Annotated in this window: 14 protein-coding genes; 8 read left to right on the top strand and 6 right to left on the bottom strand. The window is 72.3% G+C overall.

All coding sequences use genetic code 11. From position 1 onward, the window contains the following. Positions 1–192 precede the first annotated feature (192 nt). From AB0F77_RS03305 to dnaK, 3 genes are all read left to right on the top strand, one after another. Complete coding sequence (locus AB0F77_RS03305) at positions 193–2,277, top strand: phage holin family protein (RefSeq protein ID WP_361940544.1); 2,085 nt, start codon at positions 193–195, stop codon at positions 2,275–2,277. A 176-nt stretch (positions 2,278–2,453) separates the two neighbouring features. After that, positions 2,454–2,879 (top strand): OsmC family protein, encoded by a 426-nt coding sequence (locus AB0F77_RS03300; protein ID WP_361940541.1) that lies wholly within the window; start codon positions 2,454–2,456, stop codon positions 2,877–2,879. Positions 2,880–3,011: 132 nt separating this feature from the next. Beyond that, complete coding sequence (gene dnaK / locus AB0F77_RS03295) at positions 3,012–4,868, top strand: molecular chaperone DnaK (protein ID WP_361940538.1); 1,857 nt, start codon at positions 3,012–3,014, stop codon at positions 4,866–4,868. A gap of 199 nt (positions 4,869–5,067) precedes the next feature. On the opposite strand, the gene AB0F77_RS03290 is transcribed toward dnaK, so the two are convergent. Next, positions 5,068–5,550 carry a molecular chaperone TorD family protein gene (locus AB0F77_RS03290; protein WP_361940535.1) on the bottom strand — a complete coding sequence of 161 codons (483 nt, stop codon included), beginning with the start codon at positions 5,548–5,550 and terminating at the stop codon, positions 5,068–5,070. A 126-nt stretch (positions 5,551–5,676) separates the two neighbouring features. Beyond that, entirely contained in the window at positions 5,677–6,540 is an 864-nt protein-coding gene (locus AB0F77_RS03285; protein ID WP_361940532.1) for a helix-turn-helix transcriptional regulator, read from the bottom strand. Between the two features lie 314 nt (positions 6,541–6,854). On the opposite strand from AB0F77_RS03285, the gene AB0F77_RS03280 reads away from it, so the two are divergent. The 3 genes from AB0F77_RS03280 (at position 6,855) to AB0F77_RS03270 (ending at position 9,021) form a co-directional block, all read left to right on the top strand. Further along, complete coding sequence (locus tag AB0F77_RS03280; protein WP_361940529.1) at positions 6,855–7,160, top strand: 4a-hydroxytetrahydrobiopterin dehydratase; 306 nt, start codon at positions 6,855–6,857, stop codon at positions 7,158–7,160. Positions 7,161–7,164: 4 nt separating this feature from the next. After that, positions 7,165–7,911: a class I SAM-dependent methyltransferase gene (locus AB0F77_RS03275; protein ID WP_361940526.1), complete on the top strand. Its 747-nt coding sequence runs from the start codon at positions 7,165–7,167 to the stop codon at positions 7,909–7,911. A 186-nt stretch (positions 7,912–8,097) separates the two neighbouring features. Beyond that, complete coding sequence (locus AB0F77_RS03270) at positions 8,098–9,021, top strand: class I SAM-dependent methyltransferase (protein ID WP_361940524.1); 924 nt, start codon at positions 8,098–8,100, stop codon at positions 9,019–9,021. A 101-nt stretch (positions 9,022–9,122) separates the two neighbouring features. Here AB0F77_RS03270 and AB0F77_RS03265 read toward each other — a convergent pair whose 3' ends face one another. Continuing rightward, positions 9,123–9,821, bottom strand: a complete 699-nt coding sequence (locus AB0F77_RS03265; protein ID WP_361940521.1) for a glycoside hydrolase family 75 protein — start codon at positions 9,819–9,821, stop codon at positions 9,123–9,125. Between the two features lie 216 nt (positions 9,822–10,037). Between AB0F77_RS03265 and AB0F77_RS03260 the strand changes: the two genes are divergently transcribed. Then, the gene (locus AB0F77_RS03260) at positions 10,038–10,649 is read left to right on the top strand and encodes a hypothetical protein (RefSeq protein WP_361940518.1); all 612 of its coding nucleotides are present in this window, start codon (positions 10,038–10,040) and stop codon (positions 10,647–10,649) included. Between the two features lie 73 nt (positions 10,650–10,722). Here AB0F77_RS03260 and AB0F77_RS03255 read toward each other — a convergent pair whose 3' ends face one another. From AB0F77_RS03255 to AB0F77_RS03245, 3 genes are all read right to left on the bottom strand, one after another. Next, a complete protein-coding gene (locus AB0F77_RS03255; protein ID WP_361940515.1) occupies positions 10,723–11,559 on the bottom strand; it encodes an aldo/keto reductase in 837 nt (278 codons plus the stop codon). Between the two features lie 139 nt (positions 11,560–11,698). Further along, on the bottom strand, positions 11,699–13,525 hold the full coding sequence (locus AB0F77_RS03250; protein ID WP_361940512.1) for an AMP-dependent synthetase/ligase: 1,827 nt from the start codon (positions 13,523–13,525) through the stop codon (positions 11,699–11,701). 398 nt (positions 13,526–13,923) lie between these two features. Further along, a complete protein-coding gene (locus tag AB0F77_RS03245; protein WP_361940509.1) occupies positions 13,924–14,436 on the bottom strand; it encodes a GNAT family N-acetyltransferase in 513 nt (170 codons plus the stop codon). A gap of 193 nt (positions 14,437–14,629) precedes the next feature. Here AB0F77_RS03245 and AB0F77_RS03240 point away from each other — a divergent pair, with 193 nt between their 5' ends. Next, positions 14,630–15,424 carry an SCO2525 family SAM-dependent methyltransferase gene (locus AB0F77_RS03240; RefSeq protein WP_361940506.1) on the top strand — a complete coding sequence of 265 codons (795 nt, stop codon included), beginning with the start codon at positions 14,630–14,632 and terminating at the stop codon, positions 15,422–15,424. Positions 15,425–15,436 lie beyond the last annotated feature (12 nt).

The raw sequence follows: 15,436 nt of genomic DNA, 5'->3' as shown, positions 1-15,436 counted from the left end.
ACGAGGGCGATCCTCCGCCTTGCGATTGCACGCACCAGACGCCGCGGGCCCCGCCCTCCGGGCGGACGGCGCTACTTTCGAAACACGCCCTAGCCCCGCCCGGAGAACTGGTCCGGTCGCTGTTTCCGAGGCTGTGACAAGGTGGGGGCAGTTCTCTGTCGGGCTCGGGGCGGGATGTGAGGTGGGCGGTCGGTGGCCGGTGGGTGGTGGCGGCGCGTACTGAGCCAGGTTGGGCGGAGTGTCACCGTGTGGGCGGTCTCCACCGTGACCATGCTCGTGCTGGCCGGCCTCCTGCCCGACTTCCAGCTCCAGTCCGCCGACGGTGACAGCGCCACCCGCATCGCCGCCACCGCGGCCCTCGGCGCCGGCGCCTTCGGCCTGCTGTCCGCCCTCGTGTGGCCCCTGCTGGTCCGGCTGCTGCTGCTCGTGCCCGCCCTCGTCCTCGGTCTGCTCGTCTTCTTCCTCAACGGCTCCCTGCTGCTGGTCGCGCTGCGCATCAACCCCACCGGCCGGGGCGAGGTCGCCCCCGAGACCGCCGTCATCGTCGCCGCGGTGATGTCCGCCGTCGCCTCCGCCACCGGCGCCGCCCTCGCCGTGCGCGACGACGACGCCTACCGGCGCCGGCTCTCCCGGCTCGCCGACCGCCGCCGCAGATCCCGCCCGCCGTGCCCCGACGCCCCCGGCACCGTCGTGCTCCAGCTCGACGGCGTCGGCCACGACGTCCTCGTCGACGCCGTCGCCAAGGGCCTGATGCCCACCGTCGCCCGCTGGCTCGCCCCCGGCGACGCGGGCTGCCCCACCCACCGCCTCACCCCCTGGCGCACCGACTGGTCCAGCCAGACCGGCGCCAGCCAGCTCGGCATCCTGCACGGCAGCACCTTCGACGTGCCCGCCTTCCGCTGGTACGAGAAGGACCAGCGCGAGGTGATGGTCTGCAACCGTCCCACCAGCGCCGCCGAACTCCAGCGCCGGGCCGTCGCCCGCACCGGCGACGGCGGACTGCTCACCGTGGACGGCGCGAGCCGCGGCAACCTCTTCGGCGGCGGCGCCGACGAACAGGCCCTCGTCCTGTCCATAGCCGCCCGCCGCCGCTCCCGCGAGAACCGCTCCCGCGCCGGCTACTTCGCCTACTTCTCCGACCCCGCCAACGCCGTGCGCACCGCCCTGTCCTTCGTCGCCGAGGCAGGACGCGAGATCGGCCAGTCCACCCGCGCCCTGGTCCGCAGGGAACGCCCGCGCGTCGGACGCGGCGGCCTCTACCCGTTCGTCCGGGCCTTCGCCACCGTCGTCGAACGGGACGTCGTCGTCGCCGCGGTCATGGGCGACCTGCTCGCCGGACGCACCGCCGTCTACGCCGACCTCGTCGCCTACGACGAGGTCGCCCACCACTCCGGGCCGCGCGGCCGGGACGCCGCGAAGGTCCTCCAGCGCCTCGACCGCTCCCTCGCCCTGATCGAGAAGGTCGCCGAACACGCCCCCCGCCCCTACCGGATCGTGGTCCTGTCCGACCACGGCCAGAGCCCCGGCGAGACCTTCCGCGCCCGCTACGGCCTCACCCTCGGCCAGCTCGTCCGCGCCGGCTGCGGACTGCCCGTGCCGCGCAGGGCCGAGCGCACCCACAGCGGTACCGAGGCCCGCGCCGCCGTCCGCGCCGCGCTGCGCCGGCCCGTCGAGGAACGCGCCGGGCACCACGGCATCGCCGGCCGCCACGCGGAGCCCATCGTGCTGGCCTCCGGCAACCTCGGCCTCGTCTCCTTCCCCGACGTGCCGCACCGCATGACCAAGGAGGAGATCGACGCCCGCCACCCAGCGCTGCTGACCACCCTCGCCAACCACCCCGGCGTCGGCTTCCTGCTGGTGCGCAGCGAACGGCACGGCGGGGTGGTCCTCGGCGCGTACGGCGCGGAGATCCCCCTCGACCGGCTCGACGAACAGCCAGGCCCGCTCGCCGTGTTCGGCCCCGGCGCCGCCGACGCCGTCCGCCGCACCCACGGCTTCCCGCACACCGCCGACATCATGGTCAACTCCTGGTACGACCCGGCCGACGGCGAAGTCCTCGCGTTCGAGGAGCAGATCGGCTCGCACGGCGGCCTCGGCGGCGCCCAGGGCCGCCCCTTCCTGCTGTGGCCCGCCGACCTGTCCCAGCCGGTCGCCGACCGCGCGGACCTCGTCGGCGCCGAGCAGGTGCACGGTGTGCTGCGGCGCTGGCTGCGCGAGTCGAACGGACCGCAGGTGCCGCTCGCCGGGGCCGCGGAGGAGGAGACCCGGGCCGCCTGAGAACCGGCCGCGCCCCGGGAGCCGTACCCCCGCACCGGGGCCCACTGTCCGCTCCCGCGCGGCCGTCGTCCGCCGTTCACCGCGCGTGGCCCGGTCTTCGGGGTGCGACGAGCCCGGATGTGATCGGATGGGGGGCACGGAACCCGGAACCGGGATCGCATGCGAAAGGAAGAACCGTGGCTACCACGCGCACCGCACACACGGCCTGGGAAGGCAATCTGCTGGAGGGCAACGGTGTCGTCACCTTCGACTCCTCCGGCATCGGCGAGCAGCCGGTCACGTGGGCTTCGCGCGCCCAGGACGCGAACGGGAAGACCAGCCCGGAGGAGCTGATCGCCGCCGCCCACTCCAGCTGCTTCTCCATGGCCCTGTCGCACGCCCTGGCCGGCGCGGGCACCCCGCCCACCAAGCTCCTCACCTCGGCGGACGTCACCTTCCAGCCGGGCGAGGGCATCACCGGCATCCACCTGACCGTCGAGGGCACGGTCCCGGGCCTCGACGCCGACGGCTTCGCCGCCGCCGCGGAGGACGCCAAGAAGAACTGCCCGGTCAGCCAGGCCCTGACCGGCACGACGATCACCCTGTCGGCGAAGCTCGCCTGACCCCGCACGCCCCGGTGCCGCGTCCCTCCCGGGGGCGCGGCACCGCCGTTTCCGCGCCGGGTGCCATTGACAACCGCCCCCTCGCGTTTTGTGCTGGAAAGCGGGGAGATACCGGCGCGGAAGGGGACGGACATGGCACGTGCGGTCGGAATCGATCTCGGGACGACGAACTCGGTGGTGGCCGTCCTGGAGGGCGGCGAGCCCACCGTGGTCGCCAACGCCGAGGGGGCACGGACCACCCCGTCCGTGGTGGCCTTCGCGAAGAACGGCGACGTCCTCGTCGGCGAGGTCGCCAAACGGCAGGCCGTGACGAACGTGGACCGCACCGCCCGCTCGGTGAAGCGGCACATGGGCAGCGCGGAGTGGCGCTTCCCGGAGAGCGGATCGGTCGACGGCACCCGCTACCGGGCGCAGGAGCTGTCGGCGCGTGTGCTGCAGAAGCTGAAGCGGGACGCGGAGGCGTACCTCGGCGAGGACGTCACGGACGCCGTGGTCACCGTGCCCGCGTACTTCGACGACTCCCAGCGGCAGGCCACCAAGGAGGCCGGGGAGATCGCCGGTCTGAAGGTGCTGCGGATCATCAACGAGCCGACCGCCGCCGCGCTCGCCTACGGCCTCGACCGCGGCGACGAGCAGACCGTGCTGGTCTTCGACCTCGGCGGCGGCACCTTCGACGTGTCCCTGCTGGAGATCGGCGACGGCGTCATCGAGGTGAAGGCCACCAACGGCGACACCCGGCTCGGCGGCGACGACTGGGACCAGCGGGTCGTCGAGCACCTGGCGAAGCGGTTCAAGGCGCAGCACGGCATCGACCTCGCGGGCGACAAGATGGCCGTGCAGCGGCTGCGGGAGGCCGCGGAGAAGGCCAAGATCGAGCTGTCCTCGTCCACCGAGACCTCGATCAACCTGCCGTACATCACCGCCTCCGCGGAGGGCCCGCTGCACCTGGAGGAGAAGCTGACCCGGGCGCAGTTCCAGGAGCTGACGGCCGATCTGCTGGAGCGCTGCCGGGCCCCCTTCCACCAGGCCGTCAAGGACGCCGGGGTGAAGCTCTCCGTGATCGACCACGTGATCCTCGTCGGCGGCTCGACCCGGATGCCCGCGGTGACCGAGCTGGTGAAGGACCTCACCGGCAAGGACCCGCACAAGGGCGTCAACCCCGACGAGGTGGTGGCCGTCGGCGCCGCCCTCCAGGCGGGTGTCATCCGCGGCGACGTGAAGGACGTGCTGCTGCTCGACGTCACCCCGCTGTCCCTGGGCATCGAGACCAAGGGCGGCATCATGACGAGGCTGATCGAGCGCAACACCACGATCCCCACCCGCCGTTCGGAGATCTTCACCACCGCGGCGGACAACCAGCCCTCGGTGGGCATCCAGGTCTACCAGGGCGAGCGGGAGATCGCCGCGTACAACAAGAAGCTCGGCGTCTTCGACCTGACCGGGTTGCCGCCCGCCCCGCGCGGGGTGCCGCAGATCGAGGTGGCGTTCGACATCGACGCCAACGGGATCATGCACGTCTCCGCCAAGGACCTCGCCACCGGGCGCGAGCAGAAGATGACGGTGACCGGCGGTTCGGCGCTGCCCAAGGACGACATCGACCGCATGATGCGGGACGCCGAGCAGTACGCGGAGGAGGACCGCAGACGCCGCGAGGCCGCCGAGACCCGCAACCAGGCCGAGCAACTCGTCTACCAGACCGAGAAGTTCGTCCGGGACAACGAGCAGCGGGTGCCCTCCGACACCAGGGCCGAGGTGGAGGCGGCCGTCGCCGAGCTGAAGACCCTGCTGGACGGCGAGCCGGACACCGCCGCCCTGCGCGCCGGCATCGAGAAGCTCGCCACGGTCAGCCAGCGGATGGGCCAGGCCATGTACGCCCAGGCGCAGCAGTCCACCACGCCCACGGAGGAACACGGTCCGTCGGACGACGAGGGCGTGGTGGACGCGGAGATCGTCGACGACGACAGGGACACCAGGGGCGGCGCCGCGTGACGCCTGCCGGCCGCCCGCGCCGGACGGTCCGGGCTCGGGCCGGGCACCCACCGGGCTGACGGGGGCCGTCCTGCGCGGGCGGACCCTCCGGCGCGGCGCGGGGGTGGGAGACGCTCACGGGAGCGGGGCGGCGGCACCGGCCGACCGGCCGACCGGCGGTTCCGGGGCATGGGCGAATGCCGGGCCTCGTGCGGGACGTTCAGGGGTGGTCCCGCTCGCCGCGGGGCGGCAGGGTCGCACAGATCGCCGTCAGGACGCAGGCGTACGGGGTGTCCAGATCGGTCAGGTGGGCGCGGAGGCGGTTCAGGGCCTCGTGGTGCTCGGCGAGGGGGGCCGGGTCGCCGGTGCGGGCGGTGAACTCCAGGACGGCGGGCAGCAGATCGGGCCGCTCCCGCTCGCCCAGCTCCAGCCCGTGCGCCCGGTACAGCTCCCTGAACCGCCCGAGCGCGGCGCCGTCCCCCTCCCGTCCCCACGCCAGACACAGCCGGTGCCGGTCGCCGCCGCCGAAGACCCGTTCGTAGTGCGCGGCCAGTTCGCCGAGCGGTGTCACCGCCGCGTGGTCGGTGAACTCCCGCAACTGCGGCGCCGCTTCCCGCAGCAGCGGCAGCCGGGCCACCAGATCCTCGTCCGGTCGGGTCAGACAGAGCGCCGCCGCCTGGTGGAACACCGCGTCCGCGGGCATCGCACCTCCCGTGCGCCGTCGGTGGTCCGCCACCGCACCACCGTGGCTTCGAACCTAGGGGCGGCCGCACGTACGCACCCGTTCACGCCACCCGTACGGGTCGGAGCGCCCCGCGGCAGCTCGCCGTCAGCAGTTCTCGCGGAACTCCCGCAGCAGCTTCTTGGTCCGCTGGGCCGACGCCGCCTGCGCGGTCATGTGGTCCAGGACCTCCAGGTGGGTGGCGACCTCCTTGCGGGAGTCCAGATAGAGGGCGCCGGTCAGATACTCGGTGAACACCATGTCCGGAAGCTCCGGCTCGGCGAACCGGAACAGCGTGAACGGCGCGTACGTCCCCGGATGCGGCCCGTTCGCGAACTCGGCCACCTGGAGGGTGATCCGGTCCCGCTCCGCGAACTCCAGGAGGTGGTCGAGCTGACCGCGCATCACCGAGGGGTCCGTGCTCACCGGGCGGAGCAGCGCCGTCTCGTCCATGATCACCCACAGATGGGGCGGCTCCTCGCGCTCCAGCAGCCGCTGCCGGGCCATCCGCAGCGACACATGGCGCTCGATCAGCTCCGGGTCGCGCTGCCCGACCGTCCCCGCCTCCAGCACCGCCCGCGCGTACGCCTCGGTCTGGAGCAGCCCCGGCACGAAGTGCGGCTCGTACGAGCGGATCAGCCGGGCGGCGCCCTCCAGGCTCACGTACATGCTGAACCAGTCCGGGAGCACGTCGTGGAACCGCTGCCACCAGCCAGGCCGGTTGGCCTCCTCGGCCAGCCGCACGAACGCGGCGGCCTCCTCCTCCGGCACGCCGTACGTCGTCAGGAGCACCTGCACGTACGGGATCTTGAGGGAGACCTCGGCCATCTCCATCCGCCGTACGGTCGCGGGCGCCACCCGCAGCACCCGTGCCGCCTCGTCACGGCTCAGGCCGGCCACCTCGCGCAGCTCCTGGAGCCGCCTTCCGAGCACCACCTGGCCGACGGTGGGCGCAGCCCGCCGCTCACTCACGCCACGCCTCCCCTACGCGCCGAAGTACGCGAGCAGTGTGGCACGCGATGCCGTCTCGCACACCTGTCCGCCCCGGACTCATGGCGCCGGACACGCCCGGCCCGCTGGGGAACGAGGTGGAGATCGACCTCACGAACGACAGGGTGCGCCCCTCGTGCCCGATCCGCAACGGCAGGAAGGGGCCCGCCACCGGCCCACCGGCCTCCCCCCGTGCGCCCGTCCGCGCTCCCCGCGCGCCCGGTGCGACCCGGTCGCGGCCGGGTCTCCTGTGGCACGCTGAACAGGTACCCGGCATTCGTCGGAGGGAGGCGGTCATGGGCGTCGCGCCGTTGTCGCGGGAAGAGATCGAGAAACGCTTGGGGGAGTTGCCGGGGTGGTCCCTGGACGGGGACCGGCTCGCGCGCTCGTACCGGCTGGACACGCACTTCGCGGCCGCCGCGCTGGTCGTGCACATCGCCGGGGTGCAGGACGCACTGGACCACCACTCCGACCTCACCCTCGGCTACCACAGCGTGTCCCTGACGGTGAACACCCACAGCGTGGGCGGCGCCGTCACGGAGAAGGACTTCGAGCTGGCCCGGCGGGTCGAGGACCTCGCCCCGGCCCACGGCGCCCGCTGACGCCGTGCTCGACTACGACAAGGAAGCGGCCGTCTACGACGCGTCGCGCGGCGGGGAGGCGCGGGCCCGGGCCGCCGCGGACGCCGTCCTCGGCCTGGTCCCCGTCACGGCCGGCCGGCTGCTGGACCTCGCCTGCGGCACCGGTCTCGTCACCCGGCGGCTCGCGGAGTCCCGCCCCGGGCTGCGGGTCACGGGCTGCGACCTCGCCCCCGCGATGGTCCGGCTCGCCGCGGGCCGGCTGCCCGGTGCGGTGGTGCGGGCCGACAGCCGCCGGCTGCCCTTCCCCGGCGGCACGTTCGACGCGGTGACCAGCGTCTGGCTGCTGCACCTGTTGGAGGACCCCGCCGAGGTGGGGGCCGTACTGGGGGAGTGCGCACGGGTGCTGCGGCCCGGCGGGGTGTACGTCACCACCGTCGACAAGGCCGCCGCGCACGACGTCGGCAGCGACATCGACGCCGTCCTCGCGCCGCGTCCGCGCCCGCCGGCGAAGGACGCCGCCGCGGCCGTCGTCGACCACGCCGCCCGGTACGGCCTGCTGCCGGCGGGCCGGACCGTCTTCACCGGCCTCGGCCAGGGCCGCAGCCCGCGCAGCACCATCGCGGACCTGCGCCGCGGCTGGTACAGCCTGTTCCCGCCGGGCGACCCGCGGGCGGAGCACTTCGCCGCGCGGCTCGCGACGCTGCCGGACCAGGACCGCCGCAGGCCCGACCCGCGGTTCGGCGTCCGGTCCTTCAGGAAGACGACGGCCTGACGGGCGGGGAGCGACGGACCGACGGGCGGAGAGGCGACGGACGACGGGCGGAGAGGCGACGGCGTGGCCGGCTCCCCGCTCTCCCGCCGTCTCTCCCCACCGTCTTTTTGCCGTCCCCGCAAGAGGACTGGCCGACGGGCGGTGCGTCGTCGCAGGCTGTCCGCATCCTGACGAGAGGCTGAGCCCATGGCGCACCACCACCAGCACGAGAACCAGCACCGGCACGGTCATGGTCATGGTCATGGTCATGGCCACGGTCATGACGGCACCGACATCGACTGGGCCGAGATGGCCCCGCTCCTGGAGTCGCAGGCGGAGCTGGCCGTCCCCATGTACGAGCGGGCGCTGGCCTGGCTGGCGAAGGAGGTGACCGAGCCGGGCCTGATCGTGGACGCGGGCAGCGGGCCCGGTGTCGTGTCGTGCCTGTTCGCCGAGACGTTCCCCGGGGCGCGGGTCGTCGCGGTGGACGGTACGGAGGCGTTGCTGGAGCGGGCCCGGGACCGGGCGGCCCGGCAGGGGGTCGCCGACCGGTTCGACACCCTCGCCGGTGAACTTCCCTCGGTCCTGGACGAGTTGGAGTACCCGGCCGATCTGCTCTGGGCGAGCCGCAGCCTCCACCATCTCGGGGACCAGCGGGCCGCGCTCGCGGCGTTCGGCGAACGGCTGGCTCCCGGCGGTACGTTGGCCCTCCTGGAGGGCGGACTGCCGCACCGCTTCCTGCCGCGTGACATCGGGATCGGGCGGCCGGGACTCGAGGCGCGCGTCGACGCCGTGCAGGAGGAGTGGTTCGCGAGGATGCGCGCCGATCTGCCGGGCAGCGTGGCGGTCACGGAGGACTGGCCCGCGCTGCTGACGTCCGCGGGCCTCAAGCACACCCGCACGCGCAGCTTCCTGCTCGACCTGCCCGCCCCCGCGTCGGACCGGGTCCGCGCCTATGTGGCGGCGTCCTTCACCCGCCTGCGCGACACCTTCGCCGAGGGCCTCGACGCCGAGGACCGCGCCACCCTGGACCGCCTCCTCGACCCCGACGACCCGGCGGGCGTCCACCACCGCCCCGACCTCTTCGTTCTGTCGGCCTACACCGTCCACACGGCGGTGCGCCCGGCGTAGACCCGCGCGGCGACGCGGACGGAGTGCGGGCCGGGCGCGGGGCTCGTGGCCCCGCGCCCGGCCGTGGTGCCCGCCGGTTGTGCCGGCGGGCCCGCCGGGGATCAGTTGTTCTGCAAGAACTGGCGGGCCAGCTGGTCGCCCAGGGACACCGCCGCGCTGTGGTTCTCGATGGGGGAGACCGTCGAGTTCTTGAAGAGGATGTACGTCACGCCGGACTCCGCGCCGCCCGTCTCCGGGTCGGGGTCGATGCCGAGCGCATTGGCCGTGGCGTACGACGCCTCGCCGATGATCTGGTTGGGGCCGGTGTCGCCGACGACCGCGTACTCGACCTTGTTGTTGTAGATGACGGCGACCACGCCGCCGCCCTTGATGCCCGCACCGGAGTAGTTCCAGATGCTGCTGGAGCTGGGCACGACGACGTAGGGCAGCGTGTCGGCCTTCAGGGGCCTGCCGTCGGACTGGTGGAACGCCGTGTCGTCCTGGTACCAGGGGTCGGTGCTCTCGCTGCAGTTCGCGGTGCGCTGACCGTCGCAGTCGATGTCCATGTCGGCCTTCCAGAACACCGCGCCGTTCTTGCCGCACACCGGAACGGTGGCCGAAGTCTCCTCGTCCGTACGGTACTTGCCGTTCGAGAGCTGCTGGCAGGACGTCACCTTGGCGAGCAGGTCCGCCGCGCTGACCGTGCCCTCCTGGGTGGACGCCGGGGCGCGGGTGGCGCCGGAGGCCGAGGCCGGGAGCACTCCGGCCGCGAGCAGGGCGGCCCCGGAGGCCGCGGCGAGGGTCAGTGTTCGGATGCGCACTGTGGGGGGACCCTTCTGTTAGGAAAGTTTCCTTACCGGGTGCCGTACAAGGTGGACCTCATTGCATGCTCGCGTCAATACCCGAGAGGGAAACGGGAGGTCCGTGTGGCGTTTGCGGCGATTCACGCCGCAGAGAAGACTTGCCATATCGAGCATTCCGGACATTCAACCCGGAATTCCCCGTACAGTCACGCAGCCCGTGGGAGGCGAGGCGCCATGTTCGTACGCACCGTGTACACGACCGGAGACCCCTCGAAGATCGACACGGCCGTCCGTGCCCTGAACACACAGGGCCGGGAGCTGCTGGCGGACAGACCCGGCTACCGGGGCGCCGGCGTCTTCGTCGACCGGGACCTCGGCAAGCTCCTCGGGGTCAGCTGGTGGGAGTCCGAGGACGCGAGGAGCAACAGCGACGCGGTGATGCGCGAGCGGCGCGCGAGCCTCCTGGAGCCGTTCGCGGGCACGGTCGCCGTCCACAACTACGAGGTGGCGGCGGTCCGTTCGCTCCGGCCCACGAGCCCGGGCGGCGGACTGCGCGTCACCAGGCTGGAGTTCGACCCCGGCGACACGGACCTGCTCGCCGAGACCTTCCGCGCCTCCGTGCTGCCCCGCCTGGAGACCCTGCCGGGCCTCACCCGCGCGCACCTGTTCGTGGACCGTGAGCGCGGCCGGGGCATGGCGGGAGCGCTGTTCACCGACCGCGGCTCCCTCGCCGCCTCCCGCGCGGCCCAGGCGGCGGCCCGCCACGAGGGCGCGGCCAAGGCGCACGTCACCGTCGTCTCGCTGGAGGAGTTCGAGGTCGTCCACGCGGACGTGCGGGTGGACTGACCCGCGGACGTGCCCGCGCCCCGTCGCACGGGGCTTCCGTGCGACGGGGCGCGGGCGGGGTACGGGCCGGGCGTCAGCCGACGTCGAACCTCGCCGGGTCCGGACCGAGGCGCCGGTCCTCGTTCAGCGCGCTGATCGCCGCCAGGTCCTCGGTGTCCAGGCTGAAGTCGAAGACCCGGATGTTCTCCTCGATCCGCGACGGCGTCACGGACTTCGGGATCACCACGTTGCCGAGCTGGATGTGCCAGCGCAGCACCACCTGGGCGGGCGTGCGGTTGTGCTTCTGGGCGATGGCGACGATCGCCGGCACGTCGAGCAGGCCCTTGCCCTGGCCGAGCGGGGACCACGCCTCCGTGGCGATGCCCTGCTCCGCGTGGAACTCGCGGGCCGCGTGCTGCTGGAGGTGCGGGTGCAGCTCGATCTGGTTGACGGCCGGGATGACCGACGTCTCGGAGATCAGCCGCTCCAGGTGCTCCGGCAGGAAGTTGGACACGCCGATGGCCCGGACGCGGCCGTCGGCGTGCAGCTTCTCGAACGCCTTGTACGTGTCGACGTACGTGTCCCTGGCCGGCAGCGGCCAGTGGATGAGGTACAGGTCGAGGTGGTCCAGGCCCAGCTTGCGCAGGGAGGTGTCGAACGCGCGCAGCGTCGCGTCGTAGCCCTGGTCGCCGTTCCAGAGCTTGGTGGTGACGAAGAGCTCCTCGCGGGGCACGCCGGAAGCGGCGATCGCCCGGCCGGTGCCCTCTTCGTTGCCGTAGATCGCCGCGGTGTCGATGCTGCGGTAACCGGACTCCAGCGCCGTTGCCACGGCCCGCTCTGCCTCGTCGTCCGGCACCTGCCAGACGCCGAAGCCCAGCTGGGGCATCTCGACACCGTTGTTGAGGATGATCGGGGGGACCTTGCTGCTCACGAGCTCTTGATCCTTCGTTTTGTCGACAGTTCGTCCTCCCATCCTGAACGATCACGGGCCCGCGCGCATTCCTGACCACGCGATTCACGGAAACAGGTCGTCCGGCCGGATACCGGTCCGGGCCGCGCACGGCGGCCCGTCACGCCCGGTACAGCGCCTCGACCTCGTTCTGGTACGCGCTCTCGATCGCCTTGCGCTTCAGCTTCAACGACGGTGTCAGCAGGCCGTGTTCCTCGGTGAACGGCTGCGCGAGGATGCGGAACGTACGGATCGACTCGGCCTGCGAGACCAGGGTGTTGGCGGCGACCACCGCGCGCCGCACCTCGGTCTCCAGATCGGGGTCCCGCACCAGCTGCGCCGCCGACAGCTGCGGCTTGCCGCGCATCTGGAGCCAGTGCTCGACCGCCTCGTGGTCCAGTGTGACCAGGGCGGCGACGTAGGGCCGGTCGTTGCCGACGACGATGCACTGGTTGACCAGCGGATGGTCGCGCACCCGCTCCTCCAGCACACCGGGCGAGACGCTCTTGCCGCCGGAGGTCACCAGGATCTCCTTCTTGCGGCCCGTGATGGTGAGGTAGCCGTCCTCGTCCAGGGAACCGAGGTCGCCGGTGGCCAGCCAGCCGTCGTGCAGGGTCTCGTCGGTGGCCTTCTGGTTGTTGAGGTAGCCCTGGAACACGTTGTCGCCGTGCAGCCAGATCTCCCCGTCGTCCGCGATGTGCACGGTCACACCCGGGATGGCCTGGCCGACCGTGCCGTAGCGGGTGCGCTCGGGCGGGTTGGCGGTGGCCGCGGCCGTCGACTCGGTCAGGCCGTAGCCCTCGTAGATCTGCACGCCCGCGCCGGCGAAGAACAGACCGAGCCTGCGGTCCATGGCCGAGCCGCCCGACATCGCGTTGCGGATGCGGCCGCCCATCGCCGTGCGCACCTTCGCGTAGACGAGCTTGTCGAAGAGCTGGTGCTGCATGCGCAGCGCCGCCGAGGGGCCCGGCCCCACGCCCCAGGCCCGCGCCTCCACCGCGTCCGCGTACCGCACGGCGATGTCGACGGCCTTCTCGAACGGGCCGGACCTGCCCTCCTTCTCGGCCTTGCGGCGGGCCGAGTTGAACACCTTCTCGAAGATGTACGGCACGGCCAGGATGAACGTCGGCCGGAACGCCTGGAGGTCGGGCAGCAGCGCGGCGGCGTTCAGCTGCGGCTGGTGCCCGAAGCGGACCCGGCCGCGGAACGCGGCGACCTCCACCATGCGCCCGAAGACATGGGCGAGCGGCAGGAACAGCAGGGTCGCCGCCTCGTCGCCCTTCCTGGAGTGGAACACCGGCTCCCAGCGCCGGATGACCGTGTCTGCCTCCCACATGAAGTTGCCGTGCGAGATGACACAGCCCTTGGGACGGCCGGTGGTGCCCGAGGTGTAGATGATCGTGGCGATCGAGTCCGGGGTCACCGCCTGGCGGTGCCGGTGGACCACCTCGTCGTCGAGGTGGGCGCCCGCGTCGTACAGCTCCTGCACGGCGCCCGAGTCCAGCTGCCACAGCTCACGCAGCTGCGGGAGGCGGTCGATCACCGTGGCGATCGTCATGGCGTGGTCCTCGTGCTCCACGATCGCCGCCGACACCTCCGCGTCGTACAGCATCCAGAAGCACTGCTCCGCCGACGACGTCGGGTAGACCGGGACCACCTGGGCGCCGATCGTCCACAGGGCGAAGTCGAAGAGGGTCCACTCGTAGCGGGTGCGGGACATGATCGCGACCCGGTCGCCGAAGCGGATGCCCCGGGCGAGCAGCCCCTTGGCGAGCGCCAGGACCTCGTCACGGAACTCCCCGGACGTGACGTCGCGCCAGTGGCCGAGATCGTCCTTGCGGCCGAACGCCACCCGGTGCGGGTCCTGGAGCGCATGCTCGAAGACCGCGTCGGCCAGGCCGCCCACCGGCGGCGCAGAGGCCGACGGAGGGTTGGTGAACTCGCGCAAACCCCGCTCCCCGCTCCTCGCTCCATGGAGCTCATCAGTGGCGCTCCTCACAGCGCCGTGAAAGCTACCCCACCCGCCGACCGGGCGGGAGGGGGGCGGAAATCGGGCATCACCCGGGTCTCCACAGGTCAGCACCCGGAAAATGCCCGTACATGGGGAAGGGACGGACAGAATCCTTACGGTTCAGTAAGTTTCGGTGCCGTAATCTCCACCGAATCTGTACTCCGCGATTACGGACCGACTGTCCGGAACGTCGGCTTTCGGAGGGGGTCGGCGAAAGCCTTCTTCGCGCCGCGCGGGGAACCGTCCCCGGGCGACTCTTCCCCGCGGGGACACGTGTCAACCGCCCGGCTGCGGGGCCGTGCGGGTGCCGGGCCGCGGGGCGGCCCGGCGGGCGTTCACAGCGGGCGGACCATGATCAGCCGGTGCTGGCCCGGACCGAAGTAGTCCCTCCGGTCGTCGATCTGCTCGAAGCCGAACGCCTGGTAGAGCGCCCGCGCGGACGCGTTCTCCGGGTCCACCGTCAGGGCGGCCTCGACCACCCCCTCGGCGCGCATCAGGTCCAGCGCCGCCTCCATCAGCCGGCGCCCCATGCCCCGGCCGCGCATCCGCTCGTCGACGCCGAGCCCCAGCACCCAGCTCCGCTTGCGGTCGGGCCGGGTGCCCACGAGCACGTACCCGACGAGGTCCCGGCCGTCGTCGAGGACGAGCAGGTCCTCCCCGCACACGTCCATGAGCTGACGCAGCGTGAAGAACGGATAGGCGAATTCCTTGAAGATCCGCTCGTCGAGACGGGCGAGCAGCGGCAGGTCCTGCTCGGTCGCGAGGCGCAGCCGCACCTGAGGCCCGGAGGGGTCGCCCGGCCGGACCGGGGGAGGGGCGGGGGCGGGGTCGCCGGTCGGTGGAGTCATTCCGTTCCTCGAAGCGTGAGTTGAGGGATGAAGGGGTATCGGCAGGAGCGAACTCCTGTACCGGGATGTCGAATTGTGCGTGCCGCGGGCCGAGAGCGCGAGAGACGCCGCCGGCCGCGGGACTTGTCCCTATAGTGGCCCCGAACGGGGCATTCCCTCATACCATGGGGCGATCGAGACGAGGGGGAAACGAGTGCGTGAGTCGCCAGTTCAGGTGCTCAATGACAACGCTCCGTGGAACTCATTCGACGCGCGCGCCTATGTGGATGTCAACTACCGTTCCCTGACCGGCGAGGACTCCCGAATCCTCGCGATCGTCCGTGATCATTTCGGTGCGCATTTTGCTGCCGACGATCATATTCCGCTGCGCGGTATCGACGTGGGAACCGGCGCCAACCTCTATCCCGCACTCTCCCTGTTGCCCTGGTGCCACGAGATCACCCTGTGCGACCGTTCCGCCGCCAACATCGAATGGCTCAAGCGGCAGGACTGGACCCCGTCGGCGAACGGAAGCCCCTGGCTGTGGGGCCAGTTCTGGGACGTGCTCGCCGAACGCCCCGTCTACCGCGCCGTCGGCGAACCCCGCTCCCGGCTCGGCTCCGTCGTCCGCGTCGAACACGGCAACCTGTTCGACCTGCCCCGGGCGGCCTGGGAGATCGGGACCATGTTCTTCGTCGCCGAGTCCATGTCCACCTCGCACACCGAGTTCGAACAGGCCGTCGCCTGCTTCCTCGGCTCCCTCGAACCGGGCGCCCCCTTCGCCGCCGCGTTCGTCTCCGGCTCGGCCGGCTACGACGTCGGCGACACGGCGTACCCCGCCTGCGCCGTGGGCGAGGCCGACGTCCGCGCCTGTCTCGCACCGCACGCCGAACAGTGCGAGATCACCGTCGTCGAACCGCACGACCCGCCGTTCCGCACCGGGACCAGCGGAATGATCGTCGCCTGCGGGCGCAGAAACGCACGGCCCGTCGCACACGGCGGCGGCTGATCCGGCCCGCGC

This window comes from Streptomyces sp. NPDC026672, from assembly GCF_040638185.1.
Lineage (GTDB): Bacteria > Actinomycetota > Actinomycetes > Streptomycetales > Streptomycetaceae > Streptomyces.
Note: the sequence above shows the minus strand (reverse complement) of the source record. Positions and strands in the feature narration are given on the sequence as shown.